The sequence below is a fragment of the Streptomyces sp. NPDC059989 genome (genome assembly GCF_042736975.1).
Classification (GTDB): Bacteria; Actinomycetota; Actinomycetes; order Streptomycetales; family Streptomycetaceae; genus Streptomyces.
Window position 1 is genome coordinate 37,017 of the sequence record NZ_JBHWUO010000012.1, and the last position, 15,529, is coordinate 52,545.

Here is a 15,529-nt window from a genome sequence, read left to right on the forward strand (position 1 = left end):
TATTCCGCTTACGAGGAAATGGAGGTGTTCGTGGACCACATATCCGCCGACGCCGCTTTCGTGCAACAGCCCACCGAGCTGGACCCCCTCGATACCCGCCCCGTCAGGCGGGTATCTTCTTGGGCGCCCAGGCCCGTGGCGGGAGGGCCGGTGACCGCCATCCGACCCGGTGTCCCGAAGGCGACCGGCGTCGAAACACTGGGCGGTCATACGGCGAGACAGGTGCTGCGGCTATGCGAGGCCGCGGGGTTGAACGGAGCCGACTCCGCGGCCTACGCACGGACGGTGCTCGCGGCGCTCGGTCCCGTCGCCGAGCGGTCGCTCGCACTGCCGCCCCCCGACCGCTCGTTCCTCTCCGACGACCACACCCCGGTGGAGTTCTCGCTCGCCTTCGTACCGGACGCGGACCCGACCCTCCGCGTGCTGCTGGAGCCGGGCTGCGGCGCGGACAGCCTGGAAGAGAACGGGCGCACCGGACTGCGGATCGTCCGCGAGATGGCGCGGCGCTGGGGCTTCAGCACCGCCCGGCTGGACGAGCTGGAGGACCTGTTCTTCCCGCCGGACCCCGAGGGCCCGCTGGCGCTCTGGTGCGCCCTCGAACTGGTCCCCGGCGGGGTCCCCAGGGTCAAGGTGTACCTGAACCCCGCGGCGTCCGGGCAGGAACGTTCCGCCGACACGGTGCGCGAAGCGCTGCGCCGGCTCGGCCACAAGCAGGCGTTCGAGGCGCTGCCCGAGGGCGACCGCCACCTGTTCTTCGCCTTGGACCTGGGCGACTGGGAGGAACCCCGGGTCAAGGTCTACCTCGCGCACCACGACCTGTCGGCCGCCGAGGCAGCGGGTCTGTCCCGTGTCGGCGGCGGAACCGGAGGCCCCGGACAGCCGGAGGTCAAGAGGTTCTTCGCCATGGCGGCCGGGCACGACACCGACACCGACGCCGACGGCTTAGAGGCGGAGGACGGACAGGACCCGCGGCTCGGCCGCCGGCCCGTCCAGTCCTGCCACGCCTTCACCGAGACGGCGACCGGCCGGCCGAGCGGCTTCACGCTCTACATCCCGGTCCGCGACTACGCCCCGCACGACGGCGAGGCCCTCGACCGGGCGGTGGCCGTACTCGACCGGTACGGCGTGGACCCCGCCCCGCTCCTCCGCTCCCTGTCCGCCGTCACCCCGCGGCGGCTGCAGGACGGTGTGGGGCTCATCGCGTACCTGGGGCTCGCCCACCAGCAGGGCCGGCCGCCGCGGGTGACCGCCTACATCTCCTCGGAGGCGTACGAGGTCAAGCCGCCGACGGCCCTCCCGACCCTGCCCGCCGTGCCGTCCCAGCGGCGCGCAGCGCGCCGCGTCGCGGGTTCCGGCTGATCGGGAAGGCGGGACCTCAGGCGTCCTGCAACTCCCGCAGCTCCCGCAGGTAGGTGCCGACGTCCACCTGGATGGAAGCGCCCTGGGTCCGCCCGTAGCGCTGCCGGATCCCGTCCAGGTAGGCGCCGATCTCCTCGCGCATGGCATCCGCGGACGGCAGGGTGATGTCGCCGTCGACGATCCGCGCCACCCACCCGGCCTGGGCTTCCACGAGGCGCGTGATCGAGCCCACGGGGCGGATCAGGCCGACGAAGTACAGCCCGGGCCGGTCGGGTGCGACGACCCGCTTGTACAGCTCCACCGCCTGCTGCTGCGGACCTGCCGGGAACCCGTCGGGAAGGAAGGGGAAGGCCATGCGGAACCCGGTGCAGTAGACGATCGCGTCCGCCTCCACCGAGGTTCCGTCGGCGAAGGTCACGCGGCTGCCGTCCAGGGAGTCGATCCCGGGCCGCGGCAGCACCGCGCCGTGCCGTATCCGGCTGAGGATCTCGTCCGAGATGGTCACGGCCGAGGAGAAGATCGCGTGGTCGGGCTCGGGCAGGCCGTAGTCGTGCAGCCGGCCCCGCGCCACGAGCAGCGCCTGCTCGACGAAGCGCCGCCGCTCGGGGAAGGACATGCTGTTGAACCACGGCGCATCGGCGATCAGGTCCACGGACATGCCGAAGAGCTGCTTGGGCACGATGTGCAGCCCCCGACGGACGGAGAGCACGGTCTGCGCGGCGTGCCGGGAGAGGTCCGCGGCGATGTCCACCCCCGATGCCCCCATCCCCACGACGACGACGCGCTGCCCGGCGTACTCGCTGCCGTCGCGGTAGTCCATCGAGTGGAGAATCGTTCCGGCGAAGGAGTCGGAGCCGGGCGGCAGCGTATGCGGCAGCGCCGCCTCCGTGTTGTGGCCCGAAGCGACGATCACCTGCTCGAAGTGCCGCTCCGTCACCTCTCCTCGCGTGTCCCGGCTGATGACCTTCCAGCCGCCGTCGCTGCCGCTGTCCTGTCGTACGGAGAGCACTTCCGTGCGCAGTTCGATACGGGGCAGCAGTCCGGCCCACTCGGCGAACGACTGCAGATAGGCGGCGACGTCGCTGTGCCCGGGGTAGAGGGGCAGCTCGGACGGCATGGGGAAGTCGGCGTATCCGGTGAGCTGTTTGGCGCTGTTCAGGTGCAGCGACAGATAGGCCGGGCCGCGCTCGCCGGCCCCCGGCTGACGCCAGATCCCGCCGACGTCCGGCGCCTTCTCCAGGCAGACGAAGTCGATGCCCCTGGCCGAGAGGGCGTGCGCCGTCGCCAGCCCGGACAGGCCCGCACCGATGACGCACACGGTCGCAGCAGTGGAAACGTTGCCGGCGCGTGACCCGTTCAAGGATCCCCCTCCAAAAGGCATCAACACGGAGGGCTCACGATAGCGATCACCGTTGGCGGTGGAGTAGGCCCGTGGCCGGATCCGGAGAGGTCCCGGTCGGCCGGAGGGCGGCCGACCGGGACATCGGGCTCAGACGAGGTCGAACCGGTCGAGGTTCATCACCTTGTCCCACGCCGCCACGAAATCGCGCACGAACTTCTCTCCCGCGTCCTTGGACGCGTAGACCTCGGAGAGGGCCCGGAGTTGGGAGTGCGAACCGAAGACGAGGTCGACCGCGGTGGCGGTCCACTTGACCTCGCCCGTGGCGTGATCCCGACCCTCGAACACGTTCTCGTCCGAGGTCGACGCCTTCCACTCCGTACCCATGTCCAGCAGGTTGACGAAGAAGTCGTTGGTCAACGTCTCCGGCCGGTGGGTGAAGACGCCGTGCGGGGACCGCTTGAAGCCGGTGTTCAGGGCCCGCATTCCGCCGGTCAGCACCGTCATCTCGGGTGCGGTCAGCGTCAACAGGCTCGCGCGGTCCAGCAGGAGGGTCTCCGGCGGCAACTTCTCGCCCGCCCGGAGGTAGTTGCGGAACCCGTCCGCCCGCGGTTCGAGTACGGCGAACGCCTCCACGTCCGTCTGCTCCTGCGAGGCGTCCGTGCGACCCGGCGCGAACGGGACCGTGATCTCGTGCCCGGCGCTCCGCGCGGCCTGCTCGACGGCCGCGCACCCGCCCAGGACGATCAGGTCGGCGAGCGAAACCTTCGTCCCGCCGGCCTGTGAGCCGTTGAAGTCCTGCCGGACCTGTTCGAGGGCCTGCAACACCTCGGCCACCTCGGGCAGGTCATTGATCTCCCAGCCCTTCTGCGGCGCGAGCCGGATCCGCGCCCCGTTGGCCCCGCCGCGCTTGTCGGTGCCGCGGAAGCTCGCCGCCGCCGCCCAAGCCGTCGTCACCAGTTGGGAGATGGACAGTCCCGAGGCGAGGATCCTGCGCTTGAGGTCGGCGATGTCCGCGTCCGAGACCAGCTCGTGGTCGACCTTCGGTACCGGGTCCTGCCACAGCTGCGGCTCGGCGATCCACGGGCCGAGGTAGCGCGTGAGGGGGCCCATGTCGCGGTGCAGCAGCTTGTACCAGGCCTTGGCGAAGGCCTCCGCGAGCTTGTCCGGGTTCTCGTGGAAGCTCTTGGAGATCGGTGCGTAGACCGGATCCAGCTTCAGCGAGAGGTCCGTCGTCAGCATCATGGGAGCGTGCCGCTTCGACGGATCGTGGGCGTCGGGCACGGTGCCCTGGGCCGAGGAGTCCTTGGGGGTCCACTGGTTCGCGCCCGCGGGGCTCGTCGTCAGCTCCCAGTCGTACCGGAACAGGTTGTCCAGGTACCCGTTGTCCCACTTCGTCGGCTCGGAGGTCCATGCGCCCTCCAGCCCACTGGTGAGCGTGTCGACGCCCTTGCCGCTGCCGTACGCGTTCTTCCAGCCGATGGCCTGCTGCTCGATGGGGCAGGCTTCGGGTTCCGGACCGATGTACTCGGGATCGACCGCGCCGTGGCACTTCCCGAAGGTGTGGCCGCCGACGATGAGCGCGACCGTCTCCTCGTCGTTCATCGCCATGCGCGCGAAGGTCTCGCGAATGTCCCTGGCGGCGGCGAGCGGGTCCGGATTGCCGTCGGGCCCTTCCGGATTGACGTAGATCAGTCCCATCTGCACGGCACCGAAAGGACCGGAGAGTTCCCGGTCGCCGCTGTAGCGTTCGTCTCCGAGCCAGGTGTCCTCGGTTCCCCAGAAGATCTCCTCGGGCTCCCAGATGTCCGGTCGCCCGAAGCCGAACCCGAAGGTCTTGAACCCCATCGATTCCATGGCGCAGTTGCCGGCGAAAACCAGGAGATCGGCCCATGAGATCTTCCGGCCGTACTTCTGCTTGACCGGCCAGAGCAAACGGCGCGCCTTGTCGAGGCTCGCATTGTCCGGCCAGCTGTTGAGGGGGGCGAAACGCTGGGCGCCGGAGCCGCCACCGCCCCGGCCGTCCTCGATGCGGTAGGTGCCTGCGGCGTGCCAGCTCATCCGGATGAAGAGCGGGCCGTAGTGGCCGTAGTCGGCGGGCCACCAGTCCTGCGAGTCGGTCATGACCTCGAAGACGTCCCGCTTGAGCGCGTCGACGTCCAGGGTCGCGAACTCTTTCGCGTAGTCGAAGTCCTCACCCATCGGATCGGACAGGGGCGAGTGCTGGTGGAGAACCTGAAGGTCCAGCTGATTCGGCCACCAGTCCCGGTTCGTCCGGGGGCGCGGGGGCGCGGGGGCCGGGGAGGGGATTGCTGGGTTCTCGCTTTCGCTGCCGGACACGTCCGTCCTTCTTCCTGTCTCGGTGTTTCCCTCTGCTGGCCGTCTGCTCTCGACGCGAACGACGCCGATAATCGAGCGCGTATCAGCGTCCGTATGGTCGCGCACCGCAGAGCACACCGCTACGAGAACACGCAGGGCAGCCCCGCGTAACAAGCAGGAGAAGTCCGAAACGCATTCCGATCATCGCGATCATCGCGCTGATATGAGAATCGGAAGCGGAATTGTTTTCCGGCCGGGCGGGTTGTCCCGCCCGGCTCAGGTGAGGAGTTTCGCGAGCAGCGCCATCTCGGTGGGCGGATCGACCACCGGCTGGATGAGGAGTTCGTCGACGCCGGCCTGTTCCAGGGTGGTGATGCGGGCGAGGAGGTCGTCGCGGGTGCCGACCAGGGCCAGGGTGTTCATCAGCGAGGGCAGGACCAGGTCCCGGTCCTGCGGTGCGATGCGTCCGAGGTAGTTGGGGTAGAGCTTGGTGTGCCGGTCCGGCGCGGTGGCGGTGGTGCCGCGCCGGTCGAGGAGCCGCCGCACCGCCTCGCGTTCCTCGGGGCCGAGCTGCCCGGCCAAGGCGGCCGTGTCGGCGGCCGTGTCGGCGGCGAAGGCCAGCAGCGACAGGACGAGGTGGCCCGTCGCGTCCCGGGCCGCGTCGCCGCGGGGGTCCTCGTCCTCGTCGAGCAGGTGGAGCGAGGTGACCACGTAGGAGTCCGTGCGGGAGTCCGTGTGGGAGTCGGGGGCGCTGGGTGTGCCCTGGGCGGCGTCGCGGCGGGTGTCCTGCAGCGCGTGCCAGGCGGTGGGGTCCAGCAGGCCGAAGGAGATGAGGCCGGTGCCGCGGCGGCCGGCGACGGCGGCGGCCTTCGGTCCGAGCAGCGCGGCCACGACGAACTCGATCGGGTCGGCGGTGTTCACGTGCGCCCCGGCGTGCAGGAACCGGATGTCGCGGACCCGGTCACCTTCCCGGTACTCGGTCGAACGTCCGGCGCACAGGTCCTGCAGCGCTGCGGTGAAGTCCTCCAGGCCGGCCGCCGTGGTCGGCCGCATGCCCAGGGTGCGCCGGGCGGTGTTTCCGGTGCCGACTCCGCAGATGATCCGGCCCGGTGCCAGGGCGTTGAGGCTGGCGAGCCCGCTCGCGGCGGCCGGGGCCGAGCGCAGCGCCGGCGAGGTCACTCCGATGCCGAGCCTGATGCGGCTGGTGGCCTTCGCACACAGGCTCAAGGCGACGAAGGGGTCGCCGTGGACCATGGGGGTGTCGTTGACCCAGAAGCTGTGCAAGCCCAACTCCTCGGCCCGCAGGGCGAGGTCCTCCACACCGGGCTGCGCGGCGACAACGACGCCTGCACGCATCAGAACCTCCGAGGTGAGGATCGAATCGAACCCGCTCAGCATGGCAGGTCCCGGCGCAGGTACACGGCGATCGGGCAACAGCCCTGGGCTCAGAGCCCGGCGACTTTGGAGCTCGCCGACAGCTCGTAGACCAGGGTGACCGTACGGCGGCCGCCGGGCGGGAGGGCGATGTCCCAGCGGGCGATGCCTTCGGCGTCGACCTCCCCGGGCATCGGGGAGCAGGCGTCCTTGCGCAGGCGCACCTCCACCGCCGAGACCTCGGAGACCGGGATCCGCTCCCTGAGGACGACCACCCGATCGCCGTGCTCCCCGGGGGCGGAGAACCGGGACAGGTGCAGCCGGACCGTGCGGGTGACCACGGTGCGCTGCATGATTCCGGCCGCATCGCGGGACTCCTCCGCCTGCCGGACCACCCCGTGGTCGTCGCAGCTGCCGAAGGCGAGCTCGACGGGGGCGCCGGGGGCGGTGAAGTCCAGCGTGCCGCGACCGCTGAACCCGCTGCCGCGCACCAGGTCCACCGGCCCGGCGAGCAGCGCGTGGCCGGACACGTTGTCGAACCGCACCACCTGGGTGACCAGCGGCGAGAGCTCGGGTGAGCAGGCGTACTCGCTGCTCGCGGCCGTGGTGAAGACGGAGAGCGGCACCCGGTGGGCCCGGCCGTCACCAGGCACGGAGACCGGCGCGGGGGAGCTCAGCACGCGCGCCTCCCCACCGTCGTCCACCCCCGGCAGGCCGAGCACGGGGGCCGGTCCGAGGGCCCCGATCTCCTCCTCGCGCAGCTCGACGTCGACCGTGCGGCGCTCCGCCGCGGAGCGGTCCTTGAGCGTCAGCCGGTCCTCGCCCAGCCGCGGCGGATCACCGGCCAGCGCCGAGCGGGCCGTCGACAGGGTCAGCCGTACGTCCGACCAGTCCTCACCGGTGCGCTGCCAGACCATCGCGTCGGTCTCCAGCGTCAGGGCGTCCCCTTCGAGTACGGCCCGGTAGGCGGGCCGCCACAGCGCACAGGGCGTGAGGTGGCTCAGGCGCAGCTCGGCCGGCCCGGCGGCCGCGGCCTCCACGGTCAGCTCGACATGGCCGACCAGCTCGGCGGGCTCTTCCTCGGAGAGGTCCATGGCCCGCTGGACTGCACCGAGTTCGCTGGCGAGGGCGGCCAACCGGGCCTCGACGGTGCGGAGTTCCTCGCCGTACGTGTCGCGCTCGGCGTCCAGCCGGTCCAGTTCGCGGGCCCAGCGGGGCCGTTCGGCCTCCCCGGAGCCCGCGCCCTCGCCGATGTCCCGCAGCAGATCGGCGGCGAGGCGGCCGAGCAGACCGAGGCGGGCGTGCAGCCGGTCGCGCCGCTGCCCCAGACCCACTCGCTCCTCTTCGAGGGCGTGTAGGCGCTGGCGCAGGGCGGAGTCGTCGTCGGCGGACGGCCGCGGCCCGCGCGGAGTCCAGCTGCGTACGATCCGCACGTCGAGCACGGTCGCGGGGGACTCGGCGGTCAGCTCGGCATGGAGGGTCCGGTCGACGGCCAGCGCGCTGACCGGCCCGAGACGCAGCCGCTGGACCCCGGCTTCCAGGTCCAGTACGACGGCGCGCTCGACATGGGCGCGGTCCTCCAGGCACGTGACGGCGGTGACGGGAAGGGCGATCGGCTTCGGGGCCGTGGACATGGCGGGTGTCAGCTCCTGCGGTTGCCGCCGACCAGGGCCTTGCCGGTCGGGATGCGGATCTCGTAGCCGCCGTCGAGGGCGGCGGTGGCGCCTGCGGGCAGGTCCAGCCGCCAGACGCGGGTGCCCGGGGCGTGGTGCTCGGGCCCGGTGCCCTCCTCGGGCGCCGTCCAGTCGGCCCGTTCCTCGATCCGGACGTCCGGTTCGGAGGTGACCGGCACCCGCTCGCGGACTTCGACGGTGACGGGCCGCGCGAGCCGGTTGGCCAGCTCCACGTGGACGCGGTGGTCGAGCACGGTGGTGTTGCCCCGCAGGCCCGAGGTCGACTCGTGCAGGTTCGTACGGCGGGTGACCCGGATGCCTTCGGCAGGCCCGAGCCCCACCCGGCGGACACCGCCGGGCGCGAGCGTGGGCAGCGCGGCGGTCAGCAGGAACTCGTCGTCGACGACGACCTCCACGGGGCCGGCCAGCAGTGCCTGGTCGGTGGCGTTGGAGAGCACCAGCGTCGCGTACACGGCGTCCTCCACGGACGGTACGCAGAGGTACTCGGTGCGCAGGCCGACCGGGACCTCGGCGATGGTGACGGTGTGCCAGGTACCGTCCGAGGGGATGTCGGCGCGGGCGGCGGCATCGAAGCGGTGGTCGAAGGAACCCGCCGACTCGCGGGGCCGCACGGCCCGTCCGGGCAGCGGCAGGTCGGCCACTGCCTCGGCGCGGCGGCGGTATTCGTCCGCCACCGGGTCGAAGGGGGAGCCGGGGAACAGCCGGCCGCGGCGGGCGCCCGGCTCGTCGGGGCCGCTCAGGACGAGGGCGGCGTAGTCGAGCTCGGCGCCGCTCGGCTGGGGCGGGCCGGCCACGGGGGCCGGAGGGGGCGGCGGGGCAGCTTGGCCGGGCGCCGCAGGGGCCGCGGGAGCCGCGGGTGCTGCCGGGGCCATGGCGGCGGGGGCCGCCGCGAACCCGCCGCCGGCGCCGGGACGGCCGGCCGGACGCGACCGGACCCGCCGCTCCGGGGCGGGTGCCATGGCGCCGAAGGCTTCGGGGGGAGGGCCGCCGGGCACCGGGACCGAGGGCGGCGGTCCGCCGTAGCCCTGCGGTGCCGGTAGCGGGGGAGGCGGCGGTGGCGGAACGGGACCGGAGGCGCGGTCGCCCGCGGCAGCCACGGGAGCGGAGCGGGCTCCGACAGCGGCCGGTCGGCCGGCCGCGGCGGGTCGGGGACCGGCCGCCGCGTACCCGGCGAACAGGTCTGCGAGCCCTGCCGGAGGCTCGCGCCAGCCGGAAGGCGCGGGGGCGGGCTGACGGCGTCCGATCCGGATCGAGCGGAGCCGCGGCAGGTCGGTGCGGCGCCGGAGATCGGCGGTGGCCAGGGCGATGCGCACACCGGTCCAGTCCTCGCCGGTCCGCTGGGCGACCGAGGCGCGCAGCACCAGACGGCCGCTGCCGTCGCCCTGACGGTGAGTGAGCCGATAGGTCGGCACCCAGACGGCGCCGGGCACCCCGTACTCCAGCTCCAGCTCCACCTCGGCGCCATCCGTGCCGTCGGTGCCGTCCGCGCCGTCGAGGGTCAGGAGGGCGCAGACCGTGGTCTCCACGTGCGCTGACGGTGCGTCGGTGGAGGCGCGGGCGAGCCGGTCGGCGGCGACGGTGAGTTCGTGCTCGGCGGTGCGCAGCGCCTCCTCCAGCTCGACGAGGCGGGCGTGCAGTCCCGTCAGCCGCTCGTCGACGAAGTCGGCGAGCTCCAGCCACGCGTCGACCGGGGTGCGGCGGTGCGGGTCATCGCGCTTGCGGGGCGGGGGGACCGGGTGGAGGGCTCTGACCTCCTCGATCACGCTCAGCTGCCGGTCCCGGCGCCCCTGCGCCGCCGCGTACGCGTCGCTCAGCCGCTCGACCTCGCGCCGCAACGCGTCGGGCGTGCCCGTACCGAGCGGCGCGGCCTCGACCTCCACCCGGGCCTCGGTGACGCGCACCCCGGGGGCGCCCAGGACACGGGCCCGCAGCGAGCCCGGATCCAGCGAGCGGGGCAGTCCCGTCACCCGCACCCGCCCGTCGGGCGGCACACTGCCCCGGGCCAGGCGGCGGCAGACCGCCCCCTGCGCGTACACCACGACCGAATCGAGGGTCGCCCCCCACGCCTGTGCCGTCTCTGCCGTCATGTGCTCCGCCCCCGCCGCGTCCATGCTGAGCGAAGCCTACGCCCGAGCGGTCGGAGGCCGAACGTGCCGGCGGTGCCGTTTTCACCTGTCAAGTCCCGAACATCCGGAACATGACGTGTGCCGAGGTCAAGGGCTTACTCAATACGTGGGCCCACGCAGAGCGGGTGGGCCCACCCGCGTCTACTCGTGAAGGGACGGCCCCGTCCGGCCGCCCCTTCACCTTTCCTCGCGGGAGCGGACGTCCATCGATTCCGCCCCCGTGACGTGGAGGCCATCGTTGCGATAAGGAGCCGGACATGCGAATGACCATGAATTTCCCGATGCCCTTGCCCTACGTCGGGGGGAGAGTGTCGTGAGCTCCCTGCCTCCCGCGTCCGAGCGCCCCACCGGCCCCCCGGCCGGTCCGCTGTCCGGCCGGTCGACCAATGGCCACCCTGCACCGACAGGGCCTCCGTCCTCGACGACGGGGTCACTGCCGCCACCAGCGCCGCCGCCCCCGCCCCCGCCCCCGCCTCCCGGTCAGCCGCCCGTCAGTGGCGGGCCGGGTGAGCCGGGTCGTCGCCGCGGAGGGTCGGCCCGGCGGTGGCGGTCGCGCAGAACCGTGCTGAGTGTGAGCACCGTGGTGGTCATGGCGACTGCGGTGGCCCTCGCCGTCACCGTCATGGGCGGGGACAGGGCGGCCGGCGGAGAGGTCTTCCTCGCGTCCGCCTCGGCGGTCGGCCCCGATCCGTTCACCCCCTCGTCGGCCACGGCGTCCAAGGACGCCGGAGTCGTGCCGGTCGTCGCGGGCAAGCCGAAGGACGGTGCGAACGGTACGCGCACCCTTGAGGTCAACGGCGGGTACCCGGGGCTGTACGGGGGCACGCGGAACGTCGCGAGCTGCGATGTCGAGAAGCAGATCGGGTTCCTCGCGCAGCACCGGGACAAGGGGCAGGCCTTCGCCGCCCCCTTGCGCATCGGGCAGCCCGACATCGCCGCCTACCTGCGGGCCCTGACGCCCGTTCGGCTGGGCTGGGACACCCGGGTCACCAACCACGGGTACCGGAGCGGCGCGCCCACCGACTACCAGGCGATCCTGCAGGCCGGCACGTCCGTCCTGGTCGACGACCGCGGCGTACCCCGCGTCCGCTGCGCGTGCGGCAACCCCCTGGCCCCGCCCGTCGCGGTCCAGGGCAGGCAGACGTACAGCGGCAAGGCGTGGACGGCGTTCCAATCCTCCGATCGCGTCGCGGTCAGGCCCGCCGAGAAGCCGGTGAAGACGGTCACGATCTTCGACCAGGACCGCAAGGGCTGGTACGGCCGCCAGAGCGGCGACGTGCGGGGCAGTTACGACCAGGAGATCCCGCCGCCGAAGGGCCAGACCTCCGACTCCCGCTACCCGACCCTGCCCTCGCTCCCTCAGCCGGCGGCGCAGCAGCCGACCGCCCGGAACCAGGTCGGGCAGCCCGACAGGGACGGCCCCGAGGCACAACCCCCAGCCCAGGCCCCCGGCCCCGCCCCCGGAATCGCCCCGGGCAACAACCCGGCCCAGAACCCGGTCCAGAGCCCCGGCAGCAAGCTGGGCCAGGACCCGGGCAAGGCGCTGGACCCAGGTCCGGGGAAGGGCCCGGGCAAGGTGTCGGACCAGGACCCTGCGAAGGAGCCGGGTGGCAAGCCGGGCCAGGAGTCAGGCCAGGACCCGGCCCCGAATCCCGGCACCAAGGTGGGCCAGGAGCCGGGCAAGACGCTCGACGGAGGCCCCGGTAAGGCGTCGGACCCGGACCCCGCGAAGGAACCGGGCGGCAAGCCGGGCCAGGATCCGGTCCAGAGCCCCGGCAGCAAGCTGGGCCAGGACCCGGGCAAGGCGCTGGACCCAGGTCCGGGGAAGGGCCCGGGCAAGGTATCGGACGAGGACCCTGCGAAGGAGCCGGGTGGCAAGCCGGGCCATGCGTCAGGCCAGGACCCGGCCCCGAATCCCGGCAACAAGCTGGGCCAGGAGCCGGGCAAGACGCTCGACGAAGGCCCGGGGAAGGGCCCCGCTAAGGCGTCGGACCAGGACCCCGCGAAGGAGCCGGGCGGCAAGCCGGGCCAGGACCCGGGCAAGGTGCCGGACCAAGGCCCGGGGAAGGACCCCGGTAAGGCCTCGGACCAGGACCCCTCGAAGGAACCGGGCGGCAAGCCGGGCCAGGACCCGGCCCCGAATCCCGGCAACAAGCCGGGCCAGGACCCGGGGAAGGTCCCCGACAAGGCCCCGGACCGAGACCCCGTGCAGGGGCCGGGCGTCAAGCCCGGCAACGCATCAGGTCAGGATCCGGACAACGACCCCGGCAAGACGCCGGATCAAGGCTCGGGGAAGGACCCCGGCAAGGCGTCGGACCAGGACCCGGTGAAGGGCTCCGGTAGCAAGCAGGGCCACGAGCCGGGCCAGGTCCCCGGCAAGGCGTCGGACCCAGCCCCCGTCAAGGAGCCGGGTACCAAGCCGGGCCAGAACCCCGGCAGCAAGCCGGGTGACGGGTCGGGGCAGAACCCCGGCAGCAAGCCGGCTGGCGAGTCGGGCCGGGACTCTGGCAAGGCGTCGGACCAGGACCCGGTGAAGGGCTCCGGTAGCAAGCAGGGCCACGAGCCGGGCCAGGTCCCCGGCAACGCGTCGGACCCAGACCCCGTCAAGGAGCCGGGTAGTAAGCCGGGCCAGAACCCCGGCAGCAAGCCGGGTGACGGGTCGGGCCAGAACCCCGGCAGCAAGCCGGGTGACGGGTCGGGCCAGAACCCCGGCAGCAAGCCGGCTGGCGAGTCGGGCCGGGACTCTGGCAAGGCGTCGGACCCAGGTGCCGGCAGGGCTCCCGGCGAGGTCCCCGACACCAAGTCGGGCCAGGCCGCCGGCAACGCTCCGCACCGCGACCCAGGCCGGAACCCCGACAACGAGGCGGGCAAGGAGGAGCAGTCCGGATGATCTCCGCCCGGGTGCCCGGGCCGTGCAGTGCGGGAGGATCGCCGAAGGCGCCTGACTCGGGCAAAAGCCCAGGTCAGGCGCCTTCTGCCGTGCCTGCTGGCAAGCCTTGCACGCCTTGCATGCCTACGGCGGGGAGCCCGCCAGCTGCTCCGCCAGCTCGTTCTCCTCCGCCGCGCCGAGCGAGGTCTGCAGGACCGTGCCACCATGCCTCCGCATGGCATCGGTGAACCTGTCCTCCGAGACCATCAGGCCCATGATCGCCACGGCCGCCGACCCCGGCTTGAGGAGATCCTGGACCTGCCGGCGGAAGGAGTCGTCGACCCCGGATTTGCCGAGCTTCCCGAGCAGTCCGCCCACCGCCGCGCCGGCCACGAGTCCGACGCCCGGCAGGAGGAACAGCACGCCGAAGACCATGCCCCACACCGCGCCCGCCGCAGCGGACGGGCCGATGAGCCGGCTCGGCGTGTCCACGTGCGTCTCGCCCTCCGCGTCCACCGACACCACCGCCAGCCCGCTCACGCTGATGACGTGGTCACGGTGCAGCTCCTGCACCGTGGCGTAGGCCTGCCGGGCCGTCTCGGGATGGTCGTACCCGATCACGATCAGCTCCGACATGGGCGCCTCCCGGTTGGGGACTGGACCTCAACGCACGGTAATCCTTCGTAAGCCCTTCGGCATCCCGCGACCCACGGCACTCCTGCCGTCCTGAGCGTCGTAGGCCGGAATGCCGATGCAAAGCTGCCGTGCCACGCTGAAACGGGGGATCCCGCCGGTCTCGGCACGCCAGTCCGGCTCTGCAACCCATGGAGATCGAAATGGCCAGTGACGCCAGCAGACCCCTCTCAAGCAACGCACCCCCGAGTCCCTGGCACGCGCCCACGTCCGGTACCACCGTTCTGGCGGCAGCCTTGATGATCTTCGGTGGAGCGATGGCGCTCTTCGAAGGGATCGCGGCCATCGCCAAGGACGACCTGTTCCTCGCGACGCGCCACTACGTGTTCGAGTTCAGCCTGGCGGGCTGGGGTTGGGTGCACCTCATTCTGGGCATCCTCCTCATCTTCGCGGGCTGCTCCGTCATCAGCGGCGCGCTGTGGGCGCGTTTCTTCGGCGTCGCCGTTGCCGGTCTGGGCGCGATCGCCAACTTCCTGTGGGTGCCGTACTACCCCCTGTGGGCCACGGTGCTGATCGCCATCAACATCTTCATCGTCTGGGCCCTGTGCGCGGGCATGCACCGAGAAGCGGACGCCGGCCGGACCACCTGACCCAGGCCTCGGGGGCTCAGGTACCTTCCCGGCCACAGCACTAGGCACTGGCCCTGGGCAGGGTCACCTCGAAGCAGCAGCCGTCGGGCACGTTGCGCACGCTGGCTCGGCCCGCGTGCGCCTCGACGATGCCCCGGACGATCGCCAGGCCGAGACCCGCGCTGCCCGGGGGCATGCGCGCCTCGCTGCCGCGCCAGCCGGTGTCGAAGACCCGGGGCAGGTCCTGCTCCCGGATGCCGCCGCAGCCGTCGGTCACCGAGAGCACTACCCGGTCGCCCTCACCGGGCTCCGCGGCGATCGCGACCGTGCCGTCGGCCGGCGTCCGGTGGAGTGCGTTGCTGAGCAGGTTGCACAGGACGCGCGTCATCTCCTTGCCGTCGACCTCGATCGGCAGCGACGCGACCCGCTCTCCCACGAGCCGGACGCCGCGCTGCCGGGCGAGCGCCTCGACGCCGGCCAACGCGTCGCCGACCAGGTCGTACGTCGAGATCCGGGTCGGCGTCAGCGACAGGGCCCCCGCATGGATGCGGGAGAGCTCGAAGAGATCGCCGACCATGGTGTTGAGCCGATCCGCCTCCGTCCGGATCTGGCGGAAATACCGCTCGGGGTCGGTGGCCACCCCGTCCTCCAGGGCCTCCGCCATCGCCCGTACACCCGCCAGCGGAGTCCGCAGGTCGTGCGAGATCCATGCGACGAGTTCCCGCCGGGAGGACTCCAACGCCCGCTCGCGTTCCCGCGACTCGTTCAACTTGGCGCTGGTGACGGCCAGTTCCCTGCTGAGGAGGGCCAGCTCCGCGGTCCCGGCCTCGTCCGGCGCGGCGAACGAGCCGCCGTCACCGAAGGAACGCGCCGCGAGGGCCAGGGCCTGGCTGTGGACGTACACCCATCGACCCAGTACGAGGGCCAGCGCGAAGGAGACGACAGCGGCCACGGCGACGACCGTCGTGACCACGGCCAAGTCGTGCTGCGACAGGAACATCGCCCAGGCGACGGTGAGCGTCCCGGCGAGCATCGTCGTCACGGAGACGGCCGCGACGACCGCCAGCGAGACCGCCGTCGACCGGTGTCGTACCGCACGCAGGACCGCGGCCCCGAGCGCACCGGCCACCGCCGCGCCGCCCAGGGCGTACAGGGCGATGAGGACCAGGTCCTCCTCCCGCATCGAG

At 72.5% G+C, this 15,529-nt stretch carries 10 protein-coding genes; 3 read left to right on the forward strand and 7 right to left on the reverse strand.

The features are described 5' to 3' along the window. Positions 1-150 precede the first annotated feature (150 nt). The gene (locus ACFWBN_RS13110) at positions 151-1,359 is read left to right on the forward strand and encodes a DMATS family aromatic prenyltransferase (RefSeq protein WP_385175242.1); all 1,209 of its coding nucleotides are present in this window, start codon (positions 151-153) and stop codon (positions 1,357-1,359) included. 16 nt (positions 1,360-1,375) lie between these two features. Here ACFWBN_RS13110 and ACFWBN_RS13115 read toward each other — a convergent pair whose 3' ends face one another. The 5 genes from ACFWBN_RS13115 to ACFWBN_RS13135 form a co-directional block, all read right to left on the reverse strand. Beyond that, positions 1,376-2,719 (reverse strand): flavin-containing monooxygenase, encoded by a 1,344-nt coding sequence (locus tag ACFWBN_RS13115; protein WP_385175245.1) that lies wholly within the window; start codon positions 2,717-2,719, stop codon positions 1,376-1,378. A 129-nt stretch (positions 2,720-2,848) separates the two neighbouring features. Next, positions 2,849-5,038, reverse strand: a complete 2,190-nt coding sequence (gene katG / locus ACFWBN_RS13120; protein WP_385175248.1) for a catalase/peroxidase HPI — start codon at positions 5,036-5,038, stop codon at positions 2,849-2,851. 255 nt (positions 5,039-5,293) lie between these two features. After that, positions 5,294-6,373 (reverse strand): LLM class flavin-dependent oxidoreductase, encoded by a 1,080-nt coding sequence (locus ACFWBN_RS13125; RefSeq protein WP_385175251.1) that lies wholly within the window; start codon positions 6,371-6,373, stop codon positions 5,294-5,296. Between the two features lie 89 nt (positions 6,374-6,462). Then, positions 6,463-8,025 (reverse strand): mucoidy inhibitor MuiA family protein, encoded by a 1,563-nt coding sequence (locus tag ACFWBN_RS13130; protein ID WP_385175254.1) that lies wholly within the window; start codon positions 8,023-8,025, stop codon positions 6,463-6,465. 8 nt (positions 8,026-8,033) lie between these two features. Next, entirely contained in the window at positions 8,034-10,172 is a 2,139-nt protein-coding gene (locus ACFWBN_RS13135; RefSeq protein WP_385175257.1) for a DUF4139 domain-containing protein, read from the reverse strand. Between the two features lie 628 nt (positions 10,173-10,800). Here ACFWBN_RS13135 and ACFWBN_RS13140 point away from each other — a divergent pair. Further along, positions 10,801-13,101 (forward strand): DUF6777 domain-containing protein, encoded by a 2,301-nt coding sequence (locus ACFWBN_RS13140; protein ID WP_385175259.1) that lies wholly within the window; start codon positions 10,801-10,803, stop codon positions 13,099-13,101. 123 nt (positions 13,102-13,224) lie between these two features. Here the strand turns inward: ACFWBN_RS13140 and ACFWBN_RS13145 are convergent, their stop codons facing one another. Further along, complete coding sequence (locus tag ACFWBN_RS13145) at positions 13,225-13,716, reverse strand: DUF1269 domain-containing protein (protein WP_385175261.1); 492 nt, start codon at positions 13,714-13,716, stop codon at positions 13,225-13,227. Between the two features lie 200 nt (positions 13,717-13,916). Here ACFWBN_RS13145 and ACFWBN_RS13150 point away from each other — a divergent pair, with 200 nt between their 5' ends. Beyond that, positions 13,917-14,363 (forward strand): hypothetical protein, encoded by a 447-nt coding sequence (locus ACFWBN_RS13150; protein WP_385175612.1) that lies wholly within the window; start codon positions 13,917-13,919, stop codon positions 14,361-14,363. A gap of 40 nt (positions 14,364-14,403) precedes the next feature. Here ACFWBN_RS13150 and ACFWBN_RS13155 read toward each other — a convergent pair whose 3' ends face one another. Continuing rightward, the gene (locus ACFWBN_RS13155) at positions 14,404-15,525 is read right to left on the reverse strand and encodes a sensor histidine kinase (protein WP_385175616.1); all 1,122 of its coding nucleotides are present in this window, start codon (positions 15,523-15,525) and stop codon (positions 14,404-14,406) included. Between the last annotated feature and the right edge of the window lie 4 nt (positions 15,526-15,529).

Coding starts and splice junctions, on each gene's coding strand:
- ACFWBN_RS13125 (WP_385175251.1), bottom strand. CDS start 6,373: ATGCGTGCAGGCGTCGTTGTCGCCGCGCAGCCCGGTGTGGAGGACCTC.
- ACFWBN_RS13130 (WP_385175254.1), bottom strand. CDS start 8,025: ATGTCCACGGCCCCGAAGCCGATCGCCCTTCCCGTCACCGCCGTCACG.
- ACFWBN_RS13135 (WP_385175257.1), bottom strand. CDS start 10,172: ATGACGGCAGAGACGGCACAGGCGTGGGGGGCGACCCTCGATTCGGTC.
- ACFWBN_RS13140 (WP_385175259.1), top strand. CDS start 10,801: ATGGCGACTGCGGTGGCCCTCGCCGTCACCGTCATGGGCGGGGACAGG.
- ACFWBN_RS13145 (WP_385175261.1), bottom strand. CDS start 13,716: ATGTCGGAGCTGATCGTGATCGGGTACGACCATCCCGAGACGGCCCGG.
- ACFWBN_RS13150 (WP_385175612.1), top strand. CDS start 13,917: ATGGCCAGTGACGCCAGCAGACCCCTCTCAAGCAACGCACCCCCGAGT.
- ACFWBN_RS13155 (WP_385175616.1), bottom strand. CDS start 15,525: ATGCGGGAGGAGGACCTGGTCCTCATCGCCCTGTACGCCCTGGGCGGC.